A 13,278-nucleotide genomic window follows, 5' to 3' on the forward strand; every position below is an offset into this window, starting at 1 on the left:
AATATTTCTTGAAAAAAAGACTGTTTTGTCAGATAATTTTATTGTGAAAGCATTTTTTTCTTAATGTCACATATATTCTTTAAAAAAGGGGGCGATAAGCATGAAAGAAATCGACGTAATTATTGATACTGAGGAAATAGCAGAGTTTTTCTTTCGTGAGCTATTAAAAAGGGGATTCGTTCCTAGTGAAGGTGAAATTGAAGAATTGGCTGACATTACATTCGAATATTTATTAGACAAATGCATTATTGACGAAGAAATTGATGAATAAAGATAATAAAAATGGTGAGGAAATCTCACCATTTTTTTATACATAATTTTATAATACTCTGAAAGCTTGAAATGTCATATTATCGTTTGCGACCGGTTGCAGAGTATTCTTTTCCATGCGCTTCCTGTTCAGCAATAATAGCCTCTTTTGGTATATGATTATTTTTCTTTGGAGAATTAATCCTATTTCGATGTTTTTTGCCCATTATAATCCCCCTCCTGAAAGAATACTTTATTTTCCTATAAAATAGGATGAAAATAGTTTTGCCTCACTTAGTGTAGGAAAACTAATTTTAGTATAACCTTATGAAAAATTGTTATGCTAAAATTAAATATGTTTTACAGCATATTAGAATATGATATAGTACAAATAGTGAAGTTTTCATAAGCATGTAATATTTGGATAGAAACAATGAAATGAGTGTCAATTGGAGGAAATAAAAATGAGTGTACATATTGGTGCAAAAGAACAGGAAATTGCAGAAACAGTCTTACTTCCAGGGGATCCTTTAAGAGCAAAATATATTGCTGAAAATTTCTTAGAAGATGCAGTGTGCTATAATGAAGTTCGTAATATGTTTGGCTATACAGGGACATATAAAGGAAAAAGAATTAGCGTACAAGGTACAGGGATGGGTGTTCCATCTATTTCTATCTATATTAATGAATTAATTAGCAGCTACAATGTCCAAAACCTAATTCGTGTTGGTACATGTGGCGCTATCCAAAAAGATGTAAAAGTAAGAGACGTCATTCTTGCAATGAGTGCTTCAACCGATTCTCAAATGAATCGCTTAACATTTGGGGGAGTAGATTACGCGCCAACTGCAGACTTTGATTTGCTTAAGAAAGCGTATGATAGTGGATTGGACAAAGGACTATCTTTAAAGGTAGGAAATGTCTTTACCGCAGATATGTTTTATAACGACAATTCCGAGCTGGAAAAATGGGCGAAATATCAAATCTTAGCAATAGAAATGGAGACAGCTGCACTTTACACGATAGCTGCTAAATTTAATCGTAAAGCACTTTCTGTTTTAACGGTAAGTGATCATATTTTAACTGGTGAAGAAACAACAGCACATGAAAGACAAACCACATTTAATGAAATGATTGAAGTGGCATTAGAAGCAGCAATAAAATAATTAATAATAGAAAAAGGTATGCTTTTTGCATACCTTTATAAAATCCAGTAGTTAGAAAATTTAATGATATGTAAGGTGACATAAATGAAGAAATCAGTAGCCATCTCTTCTTTAGCATTAGCGATTGCAATGTTAACGGGGTGTGAAAAAGTAGATTTAAAATCAATACAAGATAAAGTTTCTTTTTGGGATAAAAATGAAAAGGAGCAAGAAGTGGAACAACCAGTTAACAAAGAAGATCAGGTCAAGGATGAGGAACAACAAGCTCCAGAGAAAGTATCAGAAGAAGAAAAAAAACCTTGGACACTAGAGTCTGTTTTTTTTAATGACATAAAAGAAGTAGATGGTAGAAAGGTCATTCAAAACCCGACAAATATTGTTTCGCTCGTCAATAAAGAATTTGGCTTACCAGATGGATATGCTCCAGAGGATTTAGTGAGACCTAAAGTTGAATTTTCATTCGGTAATCAAGATATTGAAAAAAGTTATATGAGAAAAGAAGCGGCAAAGGCATTGGAGGACATGTTTAACGGTGCGAAGAAAAGTGGCATTACACTTTATGCAGTTTCTGGATATCGTTCTTATAATCGTCAAACCGAGGTTTATGATGCAGAGGTTAGCCGGGTAGGAGAAGAGAAAGCAGTACAAGCCGTTGCATACCCTGGAAATAGCGAGCATCAAACAGGGCTTGCTATGGATATATCAAGTGAGAGTGCCGACTTCTTATTAACAGAGGGATTCGGTGAAACAAAAGAGGGAAAATGGTTAAAGGAAAATGCTCATTTATATGGATTTATTCTTCGTTATCCAAAAGGGAAGGAGAAAATCACGCAATATAAATTTGAACCGTGGCATTTCCGATATGTAGGTAAAAAATCTGCAAAAGATATTTATGAAAATGACTGGACTTTAGAAGAATATTTTAAGGTTGTACGAAAAATATAAGCTAGGGTGCAGAAAAGGAATATCTCATTAATCATTCCTTTTCTATTCCCTATTAATAGAATAAGTTCCCTTACATTTGATTAAGTAAAAATAAACATGGTATTCTATTTCCATACATAGTGTAAAACTCTCTTGGAAACGAAAGTGGTGAAGCATTTGGATAATGGTAACAATAATACAGAAAAAGAAATAGAACAAGAAAGTGAGCAAGGGTATATAAAAATTAAGAAGTTTTATTTTGTCATGCTTTTATTTGTAGTAGTTATTGCCGCTGCTGGGATTACAACAATTGCCTTTTCTTTTGGTGATGAACCTGCAGTTAAGGTAAATAATCAGAGGGAAGAATTCAATAAACTTTATACAGCGTATGATACATTAATGGATAACTATTACAAAGATTTAAATTCAGTGGATTTAGTGAATGGTGCTATTGACGGTATGTTTACAGCACTTGATGACCCTTATTCTGATTATATGAATGAAGAAGAGGCTGGAAACTTTCAACAAAGTATTTCCTCCTCCTTTGAAGGCATTGGAGCAGAAATTCAGCAGTTAAATGATAGCATTGTAGTAGTATCGCCAATAAAAGGATCACCAGCTGAAAAGGCAGGCATAAAACCGAATGATAAAATTCTGACAGTAGACGGTAAGTCATTACAAGGAATGAGTTCTTCAGAAGCTGTTCTTTTAATTCGCGGTGAAAAGGGAACAAATGTTGAATTAGAAATAGAACGTTCTGGTGCAAGTGAACCGTTAAAAATGACGATTACAAGAGATACGATCCCGATTGAGACTGTTTATGGAGAAATGGGTAAAGACAAAATTGCCAAAATCCAAATAACTAGCTTCTCGGAGCATACAGCAACGGAATTAGTTGATATCTTAAATAAATATCAAGAAGATGGTATGAAAGGCATAGTTCTTGATTTACGTCATAATCCAGGTGGGTTACTAGAAGAAGTCAAGAAAATTGCTGGTCTATTTGTTCCAGATGGGGAAATTATTTATCAAATCGAACATAAAGATGGAACCGTAGAAAAAGTTACTTCGCAAAATAGCAGCAATATGGACATTCCACTTGTTGTGTTAATTGATGGTGGAAGTGCAAGTGCCTCAGAAATATTAGCTGGTGCTGTTAATCAATCTGCCAATGTTCCGCTTGTTGGCGTTAAGTCGTTTGGAAAAGGAACTGTTCAACAAGCAAAAAGTTTCACAGATGGAAGTAATATTAAATTTACGGTCGATAAGTGGCTGACACCAAACGGTAGCTGGATTCATGAAAAAGGGATTGAGCCAACCTATAAAGTAGAACTTCCAAGTTATGCAAGCCTAACAATGATTAATCCAGAAAGCAAATTGAAAAAAGGCAGTAATTCAGAAGAAGTTAAAACGGCGCAAGAAATGTTGAAAGCATTAGGATATGATGTAGACAATACAAATGGCTATTTTGATGATAGTACGGAAACGACTGTAAAAGAATTTCAAAAGAAAGAAAAATTAAAAGAAGATGGAATTATTACTGGAAAAACAACAACAGAATTAATGAATAAACTCCGGGAAAAACTTCAAAAATCAGATACACAAATGAAAAAAGCAATAGAAGTATTAAAAGATGAAATGAAAAAATAAGACTTTCATGAAAAAGGGTGACAGACAATTGTCATCCTCTTTTTCTTAGGTTGCTTTTAAAAGTAAGCCATTGTATGACAAGTAGTGAAAGTATGCATGATTCTTTTCGCAAAAATTAATATAAATAAAGGAAGATATAAGATGAAACAAACAGATATATACGTCCTTTCTGGATTTTTAGGCAGTGGAAAAACAACATTATTAAAAGAAATATTAAAAAAGGAACAAGAGCTTGGTAGAAAAGTGGCTGTCTTAATGAATGAATTAGGCAGGATTTCCATAGACTCCAACGAAATAGATGGTGATATTCCATTAAAAGAGTTACTTGGTGGGTGTGTATGCTGCACAATCCAAGATGAAGTGGAAGCGCAAATACAAACTTTATTAGTGGAAGAAAAACCAGATGTTATTTATTTTGAAACAACAGGGGCTGCACATCCTGTTGAAACGATAGATGGGATTCTTTCTCCTCTTTTTGCCAATCGTCTACGGTTTAAAGGAATCATAACAGTTATAGATGGAAGACAGTGGCTTGAGCGATCAGCGTTAAATGCACCAATTCAACAACTTATTCTTGAGCAAGCAAGGCACGCAAGTATATTAATTATTAATAAAGAAGATCAGTTAACTGAAGCTGAAAAAGCCAAAATTAGTTTTGAGCTTCAATCGATTAATCCACATGCTTTTAGTGTGCTGACTAATTTTTCCAAATTTCCTTTTGAAAAATTACTCCAAATGGCAAGCCATGTCTATAAGGATATCGAAAAAACCTCCATCCATAGCTTGCATTTAAGTACATTTGTGTATACATTTCAAAAGAGCATTGGAGCAGACCAATTTGAAGATTTCTTAAGAGCGTTGCCTGATACGATTTATCGCATAAAGGGATATGTTCAATTTCACCAAGCAAAACATCCAGACTTATTTCAGTATTCATACGGCATGCCTTTATTTATGAGAGAAGATATGAAAATGCCATTGAATATGGTATTCATTGGAGAAAATGTTGATTGGAAGAAGATAGAGGCAGCGTTGGATCAATTATAAATGGTATGACATTTTAACAAATGAAGATAAATTAGAGTATAGAGAAGAAAATAGGGCAAACTTTCAATAGTAAAAATCATATTGAAGGTGGTTTATTGTGAACAAAAAAAATTTCCTGTTACTTTTTCTTTGTTATATTCTTATAATTCCTGTACCTTTAGTGAAGGGAGCCGAAGAAAATATTTATTCTCCGATTAGTTTTGATATTCAATTATTATCATGGAACGTGATTAATGAGATGATTCCAAAATATAGCAAGTTTACGATTTTAGATATTGAAACAGGTAATCAGTTTAAGGTACAACGGAGAGCAGGCAGCCAACATGCAGATGTACAGCCATTAACTGTAAAAGATACAAAGATAATGAAAGAAATTTATGAAGGGAAATGGAGTTGGAGAAGAAGAGCGATTCTCATTATGGTAAATGATCAATGGTTCGCAGCATCTATGCATGGCATGCCCCATGGAGCAGGTGCCTTAGCAAACAACTTTCCTGGACATTTTTGTGTGCATTTTTTAGGAAGCACAACACATAAAACAGAGAAGATGGATTTTTCTCATAAATTAATGGTCTATAAAGCAGCAGGTCAATTAAGACAGTACTTAGAACAAATGAATCCAAACGATGCAGTCAAAGCCTTTATCGCAGGGATAAAAGAAAAGGATGCAACCATTTTATCATACATTACAACGAAGCAAGATTGGTCTTCAGAACTAGCTTTGATAGAGAATATTAAGATAAATCGTTTAAATGAAGTTAAGCCAAAGGTATATGAGAAAGCACTACAAGTTACTCTTGCCATTGAGTGTAATGTATATATGAAAAATGCCAGAACAAGAAATATAAAAAAAGACCTAGTATTAGTTCGGACTTCACCATTAGAAGGATGGAAGGTGAAGGTTGAAGATTCATCCATTTGAATAGTTCCTATAAAAGAAATTCCCAGCACTTTTAAATCTTGTAGTGCTGGGGTTTTTTACTATTGTTTAAATAATAAATTGAGTAAATTTATTTCTTATCCTTTCATTTCTCCAAATTTAATAAAGGTTTTTTCATCTTCAACCAAACCACAAGCAGCGCATTGAACTCGATAATCTGGACCAGAATATCCCATATGGAAAGGGGATAAATTCTCAGATGAATATTCCTCTAAAACCTGACCAGTTTGCGGATCGACCTTAACGGATTGAGGAACTTGCTGAATAATATTAAAGCGACTGCGATTTGTTTTGCAATTGGGGCAGCAATACGGTTTGTTCATATCATTACTCCATTCTTTATAAGGTATATTAATCCATATTAGGTTTCCAAATTTACCGTTTTTTATGCATATAGAAGAAATGAGAATGAATTATGAGTGTTTGTAACAAACACTAAATTTTTGTAAACTGTTTGTCTTTAATGTTATTTAAAGGCAGTCCCAAAAAGTCTGTCAAGTATGTAATTTACTCTAAAATATAGTTATACTTTAAAAAAATAGAAAAAAAGGTTTTTTTATCCATATCCTCTTTCAAGAAAGAAAGAGAAAAAATTAGTTGATATAGCTATTAACCTATTATATATTCCTTTTTTACCCATGAGAAATGCTTCCTATTTCCTTCTATTGGTTTTAATATCCAGAAATATGACAAAAAAACGTATGGTAAGATGTTGTTGTAAGTCGAAACAACAAAATCTATGACTATTTCGATTTGGACAACCAAGGAGGAAATAAACAATGAAAAAGAAGAATTTAATTTTTTCAGTGGCAGCAGCTTCAACGTTATTGATGGCTACTCCACTCGCAAATAAAGCGGAAGCTTCAACTGTTCAACCACAGGAAGCCAAAACAATCTATCAAGCACACAATCTTTCAGAAGAACAGCTAAATAAAATTTTTCATAATATAGCTTCTAATTATCATATAGATATAGATAAAGTTTTGAATGAATTAATAGGATCAATGGATAAACAACAAGCATCTTATCCTGTTACTAAACAAAAGGATATGCAAAAAGAAGTACAAAAGGAAACAGTGAAACCAAAAGAAACAGCAAAACCAAAAGAAACACAGAAAGAAACAGCAAAACCAAAAGAAACTAATAATGTACAACAGCAATCAAATTCAAAACCTAATACAACAACACAACAAAATACTACTTCTGAATCTACAAAAAATAATTCAGCTAATGCAAGTTCTTCCGTCAGCGCATTTGAAAAGCAAGTAGTAGATTTAACGAATAAAGAAAGAGCGAAGAATGGCTTGCCAGCACTTACTTTAGATAATGAATTAAGTAAAGTTGCAAAAGCAAAGTCACAAGATATGAGTGCAAATAATTATTTTGATCATACAAGCCCAACATACGGAAGCCCATTTGATATGATGAAACAATTTGGTGTAACGTATAAAGCAGCAGGAGAAAATATTGCCAAAGGTCAAAGAACCCCAGAAGAAGTAGTAAATGCATGGATGAATAGTGAAGGGCATCGTGCGAATATTTTAAGCAATAAATTTACCCATATTGGTGTTGGTTATGTAGAAAATGGTAATTACTGGACTCAACAATTTATTGGTAAATAAGCATATCTTTTCTGCAAGTTTATAAATACAGCTTCGTTTTAATTGATGACGAGGCTGTATTTTTTTGTATTTCAAACATCTTTTTATCTGAAAAATGGAAATTCAAGAAAGGAGAGCTATTTTTAAACAAAATAGTGGTATTTTTGAGTAGAAATTTATATAATGATTTTTCCTGAATATCTACTTTTATATAAAGCAAACTAAAGAATAGGGCATCAGGTGATAAATTTATTGTATAGGAGAAATTATTTGTGGAAATTAGACAAGGACATATAGATGATTTAGCATCAATTATGGAGATAGTAAAAAAGGCTTTAGTTATTATGCAAGAGGAAGGTAATGATCAATGGTCTCATAAATATCCAAACGAAGCCAGCTTCCTGGCTGATATCGAAAACAATAATCTTTTTGTAGCTATTATGGATGATAAAGTCGTTGGATCCATTACAATAGATCAAATTGGCGGTAAAAGTTATGAGAAAATTAATTGGAGCTATGATAATAAGGAATACATGGTTATACACCGATTAGTCGTTGATTCTGATATCCGTGGAGGCGGCATTGCAAGTAATTTATTAGCATTTGCTGAAGTGTATGCGATTGAACAAGATATTTTTTACTTAAAAACGGATACATATTCATTAAATGATAAGGCCCAAAACTTATTTGTGAAGAATGGATATAATAAGGTTGGTTCGACATTTTTTGAAGGGAAAGACAAACCGTTTTATTGCTATGATAAATTATTTCTATAATTATAACCAGTCATTTTAAAGAGGATAAAGGAAAGGAGGGAAGTCTACATTCCCTCCTTTCTCATTTCTTTACAGGGAAAGGAAAGCTGCAATATTCCATTCTCATATTTCTTGTTGATCTCTTTTTCCTTTACATATGCGGGTATTTTTATATTCTTAATGAAATGTTTATTCTGCCGTTCTTTTGATAGATAGGCACAATCAGGAATGATGGTTTGATAATGACCTTCTATACGCAGTTGATTGTTATTTAAATGAATCGAAAGCTGATTCATATCTATCCCTGGTAATTCTATGTCAATATAATATCGAGAATGAAATAGATAAAAATCGCAAGCAGGAAAAGCATCACTATTTTTTATGGATGCAGCTGGATGGGAGAACCACTCTTTTTCATTTGGTTCAAACATATCTTTCCAGTAGTCTTTCTTATGACTATTCTCTGAAAATTGATAGATTTTTTTTAAGTTATCAAAACTCATAAATTCTCCTCTTTCTATTAATTCATTTCTGTAACATCAATCTCTGAATAGTGAATATCAATATTCTTTAGAATTCTTATTTCCAAAATATCATCCTTATAAAGTGCGACAGATCCTTTTTTACGAACAATTGCTGGAAGGGTAATTGTATGCTTATCTTCAAATAAGGGAATATGTTGTATAATTAGTTGATTGGAAGTATAGAAAATTTTAATATGCTCTAACCAACTGCTATCGAGGATAGGAATTCGGACATAGACATGATGATGCGTCTCAAAAACAATATAATTAAATTTTTCGGCATGGTTAATGTTATCTTTACGAAAATTTGCTTCTTTTGAAAAGCTTTGGAACATTTTCTCTGGTTCCATTTTTTGCAGAGATTCAGGCATGAGTTTATCCATCATTTCTTGCACATACTTTTGGATATCTTGCGGATTCATTTGGTCCATTCTACTTTTGGCGTCTTTATTAAAAGGGAATAAATTCCACGGGAACATTGGAAATTCATCCTTTCTTACTTACAAATATATGCTTATTTTTTATTGTATTCACACATGACAAAAGTGTGTATTTGCCTAGTAAATTGAAGGAAATACTTTCTAGATGAATGACAAGATGGGGGAACAGTTTCAAATCAAAAAGGAAAAGCTTGATCTTCCAGAAAGAGGGTTGGGACAAAAGAATTTTACATAAAGAAAAAGCCAAACTATAATACAATAAAACATCGTAATAGTTCGGGTTTTTCTTTTCGCTGATTTATCTTTCTTATAGCTAAAAAACAAGTTCGTTCCATTGCGCTTCAGTCACTCGCTTTCCGCGGGGAGGAACCTGAGCCTCCTCACTGCGCTGCGGGGTCTCAGCCTTTCCTCTATTTCCCGCAGGAGTCGAGTGTCTTCCACTCCATTTCACTAATCTTATAAAATGGGGCGAGAAACAAAAATAGATTTTATTTATCATTCGTCTAATTCAACAAATGATTATTCAGCTTTAAGCATATTCTTTTTAGTTTTGTCTCAGCCCCGGTGTTAATTTCCGTATTGTTTATCACTAAATTTGTGTTTTTGAATTTTAAATAGTCGGCTTGTTAAGAAAATTGCACCGGTTGCAAGGCCGATAATGAGACCAATCCAATAGCCGAAGGGTCCTAAGTTAGTGTAGGCAGCAAGAAGATATCCGCTAGGTAGACCTATCACCCAATATGATAGAAAACTCATGAGAAGGGTAACATTTACATCTTTATACCCTCGCAAAGCTCCTTGGATTGGTGCTTGAATTGCATCAGATAGTTGAAAGAATATCGCGTAAATAAGAAAGTGGGCTGTTAATTGGAGAACCTCCCAGTCATTTGTATAAATACCAGCAATGTTAGTTCGAAACGTCAAAAGAATCATTCCACTTATAAATGCGATGCTTATAGCAAGCCCAACACCTAACCAGCTATATGTTTTGGCATCTTTCATACGTCTAGCTCCTACTTCATAACCAACTAGAATGGTTAATGCGGTAGAAATACTGAGGGGAACCATATACAAAAGAGATGCAAAATTAATTGCTGATTGGTGGGCAGCAATTGTATTTGTATCATAATTGCTCATTAAAATCGTTACTGCACTAAAAATACTTGTTTCAAAGAATACAGAAAAACCAATCGGGACGCCAATTGTCAATATCTCTTTCCATTTACTCCATGATATAGTCGGAAAGTGGCTAAATAACTGAAAAGCTACAAAAGGGTGTTTTTTATGAACGATATAAACCGCAATAAAGAGCATAACCCAATAAGTAATACTTGTTGCATACCCAGTGCCCACTCCACCTAATTCAGGAAAAATCCAAATACCATTGATCAGTGCATAATTTAAGAGAATATTAATCGGTATTGCAATTAACGTTATAAACATGGAAATTTGCGTCTGGCCAAGAGAATCAATAAAAGAACGCAGTACAAAGTATAGAAAAATAGGTATAATTCCGGTACTCAATGCGATTAAGTAATGATATGCGACTCTATAGACATCCTGTTCTAAGCCGAGATTTGCAAGAATTGAATCTAAACAGAAATAACCAATAATTAATAAGGCGATAGCCATAGTAAAAGATAAGTATGCTGCTTGGATAACAGAAAAAGATACGCCTTTTTGCTCATTTTTCCCCATTAATTGGGAGACAATTGGAGGTAAAGCCAGCAATATACCACTAAGTCCTGTATATATTGGCGTCCACAAGGAGCTGCCGACTGCTACTCCGGCTAAATCAACAGGACTATAATGTCCAGACATCGTCGTATCAAAAAAACTTAATGCAAAAATACCAACCTGCGTAACCAATACAGGAAATAAAATAATAATCATTTGAGAAAGCTTTTGTTTTATAGAATATGTTTGTTTCATCTGCTTGTCCTCTTTCTTAACAATAACGTTTCGTATTATATCATAGATAAGGAGATTGAAGGAGAGAAAAAAACGAAAACTTCTAAATTGTTCGCAAATAGGAAGAGGAATCGCATTCATTTTTTACTTGCAAAGTATTAGTATTCCCCTTATCATGAAAGTTAAAAATATGAAAGGGTAGCACCGCTTTTTTCTATTCAATTGGTGTAGATAATGGGATAGCAAATACTTTTAAGTACCTATATGTTTTTTGTTACCTGATTCATAAATAAATAAGCATATGCTTATTTATAATACATAAATGAGGGTGGATAAAATGAGTAACAAAGACCAATCTTTAAATGTATTATCTTTAAAAGAGACAGCAGATGTGTTAAAACTGCTTGGAGATAAGACAAGGTTATCAATTGTTAGTTTGTTGTCTGAACAAGCATGCTGTGTATGCGAATTGGTAGAAATATATAATATGTCGCAGCCAGCTATCAGCCAGCATCTACGTAAAATGAGGGACTTAGGGATTGTTAAAGAACAGAAGAAAGGTCAATGGGTCTTCTATTCATTAAATAAAGCAAGTCAATATGATGGATTGATAAATGAACTTTTACAGCATATACCAAGTCAGCATGGAAAAATGACAAGGTTAAAAGAAAAAGGCATTAAAATATTATGTAACTAATGGAGGTAGTCTTGATTTGCTACACACATTTTTAGCAATTATTATTTTTTTATTAACATTAACTTTTGTGATTTGGCAGCCCAAAAACCTTTCTATTGGTTGGTCTGCTTGCGGGGGAGCGATATTAGCTTTATTAGTCGGGGTAGTAGATTTTCATGATGTTGCAGATGTGACTGGAATTGTTTGGAATGCAACACTTGCATTCATCGCCATTATCATCATCTCCCTTATTTTAGACGAAATAGGTTTTTTTGAATGGGCAGCACTACATATGGCTCGAATGGCCAATGGAAGCGGGCTAAAAATGTTTTTCTATGTTTCCCTTTTAGGTGCTCTTGTGGCAGCATTATTCGCAAACGATGGTGCAGCGCTTATTTTAACACCGATTGTGCTGTCGATGGTTCGAGCATTAAAGTTAGAAGAAAGAATGGTTCTTCCATTTATTATGGCAAGTGGTTTTATTGCGGATACCACGTCCTTACCCCTAGTCGTCAGTAATTTAGTAAATATTGTTTCTGCTGATTTTTTTGGAATTGGATTTGTTGAATATGCTTCTAGAATGATTATACCAAATCTATTTTCTTTATTGGCAAGTATGCTTGTTCTATATCTCTACTTCCATAAGAGAATTCCTAAAATATATGATTTAAACCATCTAAGGTTGCCAGCAGAAGCTATTAAGGATCGACAAATGTTCCGGATTTCCTGGATAATCTTAGCCTTTCTTCTAATTGGATATTTAGGCAGTGAAGTTCTGGCGATTCCGGTATCCGCTGTTGTTGGCGGCATTGCTCTTGTATTTCTTATTTTTGCAAGACGAAGCAAAGCAGTATCTATCAGAAATGTAATAAAGGGAGCTCCATGGTCAATTGTTTTCTTTTCGATCGGAATGTATGTAGTCATTTACGGACTACGTAATGTAGGGTTAACAGGCTTGTTATCAAGTCTTATTCAAGTAGCTGCCGACCAAGGCTTGTTGATTGCGACAATCGGTATGGGATTTATTGCAGCTGTTATTTCTTCTATTATGAATAATATGCCTACTGTTTTGATTGATGCTTTAGCTATAGCGGATACAAATGCAACAGGAGTAATAAAAGAAGGCTTAATTTATGCTAATATTATCGGCTCTGATTTAGGACCAAAAATCACGCCTATAGGTTCATTAGCAACTTTATTATGGCTTCATGTATTGTCGCAAAAAGGGGTCAAGATTTCATGGGGAACTTACTTTAAGACGGGAATTATTTTAACCATTCCAACCCTTTTGATTACATTAATTGGTTTATACTTATGGCTATCGATCATTTCTTAATAGACATAAGAAAAATCGTTTATGGGAACAGTACTGGCAAAGATAAATCATAAAATACA

Annotated in this window: 15 protein-coding genes; 10 read left to right on the forward strand and 5 right to left on the reverse strand. The window is 33.6% G+C overall.

From position 1 onward, the window contains the following. The first annotated feature begins 100 nt into the window (after positions 1-100). Positions 101-271: a YozD family protein gene (locus NiCM35_RS12930; protein WP_095332057.1), complete on the forward strand. Its 171-nt coding sequence runs from the start codon at positions 101-103 to the stop codon at positions 269-271. 79 nt (positions 272-350) lie between these two features. Here the strand turns inward: NiCM35_RS12930 and NiCM35_RS12935 are convergent, their stop codons facing one another. Then, on the reverse strand, positions 351-476 hold the full coding sequence (locus NiCM35_RS12935; protein WP_095259060.1) for a hypothetical protein: 126 nt from the start codon (positions 474-476) through the stop codon (positions 351-353). Between the two features lie 237 nt (positions 477-713). On the opposite strand from NiCM35_RS12935, the gene deoD reads away from it, so the two are divergent. The 5 genes from deoD to NiCM35_RS12960 all read left to right on the forward strand — a co-directional run bounded on the left by deoD (position 714) and on the right by NiCM35_RS12960 (position 5,958). Next, positions 714-1,415 carry a purine-nucleoside phosphorylase gene (deoD, locus tag NiCM35_RS12940; RefSeq protein WP_047940464.1) on the forward strand — a complete coding sequence of 234 codons (702 nt, stop codon included), beginning with the start codon at positions 714-716 and terminating at the stop codon, positions 1,413-1,415. An 84-nt stretch (positions 1,416-1,499) separates the two neighbouring features. Then, complete coding sequence (locus NiCM35_RS12945) at positions 1,500-2,360, forward strand: M15 family metallopeptidase (protein ID WP_235850308.1); 861 nt, start codon at positions 1,500-1,502, stop codon at positions 2,358-2,360. Between the two features lie 132 nt (positions 2,361-2,492). Beyond that, complete coding sequence (locus tag NiCM35_RS12950) at positions 2,493-3,989, forward strand: lmo1851 family serine protease (protein WP_433779710.1); 1,497 nt, start codon at positions 2,493-2,495, stop codon at positions 3,987-3,989. Between the two features lie 141 nt (positions 3,990-4,130). Next, positions 4,131-5,036, forward strand: coding sequence for a CobW family GTP-binding protein (locus NiCM35_RS12955; RefSeq protein ID WP_095332059.1), 906 nt, complete (start codon positions 4,131-4,133; stop codon positions 5,034-5,036). A 97-nt stretch (positions 5,037-5,133) separates the two neighbouring features. Next, a complete protein-coding gene (locus tag NiCM35_RS12960; protein ID WP_433779713.1) occupies positions 5,134-5,958 on the forward strand; it encodes a hypothetical protein in 825 nt (274 codons plus the stop codon). 95 nt (positions 5,959-6,053) lie between these two features. On the opposite strand, the gene NiCM35_RS12965 is transcribed toward NiCM35_RS12960, so the two are convergent. Beyond that, complete coding sequence (locus NiCM35_RS12965) at positions 6,054-6,299, reverse strand: DNA alkylation repair protein (RefSeq protein WP_095332061.1); 246 nt, start codon at positions 6,297-6,299, stop codon at positions 6,054-6,056. Positions 6,300-6,755: 456 nt separating this feature from the next. On the opposite strand from NiCM35_RS12965, the gene NiCM35_RS12970 reads away from it, so the two are divergent. Both NiCM35_RS12970 and NiCM35_RS12975 read left to right on the forward strand, forming a co-directional pair. After that, on the forward strand, positions 6,756-7,598 hold the full coding sequence (locus NiCM35_RS12970; RefSeq protein WP_433779714.1) for a CAP domain-containing protein: 843 nt from the start codon (positions 6,756-6,758) through the stop codon (positions 7,596-7,598). A gap of 251 nt (positions 7,599-7,849) precedes the next feature. Next, positions 7,850-8,353, forward strand: a complete 504-nt coding sequence (locus NiCM35_RS12975) for a GNAT family N-acetyltransferase (protein ID WP_095332065.1) — start codon at positions 7,850-7,852, stop codon at positions 8,351-8,353. 44 nt (positions 8,354-8,397) lie between these two features. Here the strand turns inward: NiCM35_RS12975 and NiCM35_RS12980 are convergent, their stop codons facing one another. From NiCM35_RS12980 to NiCM35_RS12990, 3 genes are all read right to left on the reverse strand, one after another. After that, positions 8,398-8,835: an Hsp20/alpha crystallin family protein gene (locus NiCM35_RS12980; RefSeq protein ID WP_095332067.1), complete on the reverse strand. Its 438-nt coding sequence runs from the start codon at positions 8,833-8,835 to the stop codon at positions 8,398-8,400. A gap of 17 nt (positions 8,836-8,852) precedes the next feature. After that, positions 8,853-9,335 (reverse strand): spore coat protein, encoded by a 483-nt coding sequence (locus tag NiCM35_RS12985; protein ID WP_095332069.1) that lies wholly within the window; start codon positions 9,333-9,335, stop codon positions 8,853-8,855. Between the two features lie 528 nt (positions 9,336-9,863). After that, on the reverse strand, positions 9,864-11,228 hold the full coding sequence (locus tag NiCM35_RS12990) for an MATE family efflux transporter (protein ID WP_123257805.1): 1,365 nt from the start codon (positions 11,226-11,228) through the stop codon (positions 9,864-9,866). Positions 11,229-11,544: 316 nt separating this feature from the next. On the opposite strand from NiCM35_RS12990, the gene NiCM35_RS12995 reads away from it, so the two are divergent. Both NiCM35_RS12995 and NiCM35_RS13000 read left to right on the forward strand, forming a co-directional pair. Beyond that, complete coding sequence (locus tag NiCM35_RS12995) at positions 11,545-11,904, forward strand: ArsR/SmtB family transcription factor (RefSeq protein WP_095333690.1); 360 nt, start codon at positions 11,545-11,547, stop codon at positions 11,902-11,904. A 16-nt stretch (positions 11,905-11,920) separates the two neighbouring features. After that, positions 11,921-13,219, forward strand: a complete 1,299-nt coding sequence (locus NiCM35_RS13000; RefSeq protein WP_123259312.1) for an arsenic transporter — start codon at positions 11,921-11,923, stop codon at positions 13,217-13,219. The last annotated feature ends 59 nt before the right edge of the window (positions 13,220-13,278 follow it).

Source organism: Niallia sp. M35 (genome assembly GCF_050971705.1).
Taxonomy (GTDB): Bacteria; Bacillota; Bacilli; order Bacillales; family Cytobacillaceae; genus Niallia; species Niallia circulans_A.

Coding starts and splice junctions, on each gene's coding strand:
- NiCM35_RS12930 (WP_095332057.1), top strand. CDS start 101: ATGAAAGAAATCGACGTAATTATTGATACTGAGGAAATAGCAGAGTTT.
- NiCM35_RS12935 (WP_095259060.1), bottom strand. CDS start 476: ATGGGCAAAAAACATCGAAATAGGATTAATTCTCCAAAGAAAAATAAT.
- deoD (WP_047940464.1), top strand. CDS start 714: ATGAGTGTACATATTGGTGCAAAAGAACAGGAAATTGCAGAAACAGTC.
- NiCM35_RS12945 (WP_235850308.1), top strand. CDS start 1,500: ATGAAGAAATCAGTAGCCATCTCTTCTTTAGCATTAGCGATTGCAATG.
- NiCM35_RS12955 (WP_095332059.1), top strand. CDS start 4,131: ATGAAACAAACAGATATATACGTCCTTTCTGGATTTTTAGGCAGTGGA.
- NiCM35_RS12965 (WP_095332061.1), bottom strand. CDS start 6,299: ATGAACAAACCGTATTGCTGCCCCAATTGCAAAACAAATCGCAGTCGC.
- NiCM35_RS12970 (WP_433779714.1), top strand. CDS start 6,756: ATGAAAAAGAAGAATTTAATTTTTTCAGTGGCAGCAGCTTCAACGTTA.
- NiCM35_RS12980 (WP_095332067.1), bottom strand. CDS start 8,835: ATGAGTTTTGATAACTTAAAAAAAATCTATCAATTTTCAGAGAATAGT.
- NiCM35_RS12985 (WP_095332069.1), bottom strand. CDS start 9,335: ATGTTCCCGTGGAATTTATTCCCTTTTAATAAAGACGCCAAAAGTAGA.
- NiCM35_RS12990 (WP_123257805.1), bottom strand. CDS start 11,228: ATGAAACAAACATATTCTATAAAACAAAAGCTTTCTCAAATGATTATT.
- NiCM35_RS12995 (WP_095333690.1), top strand. CDS start 11,545: ATGAGTAACAAAGACCAATCTTTAAATGTATTATCTTTAAAAGAGACA.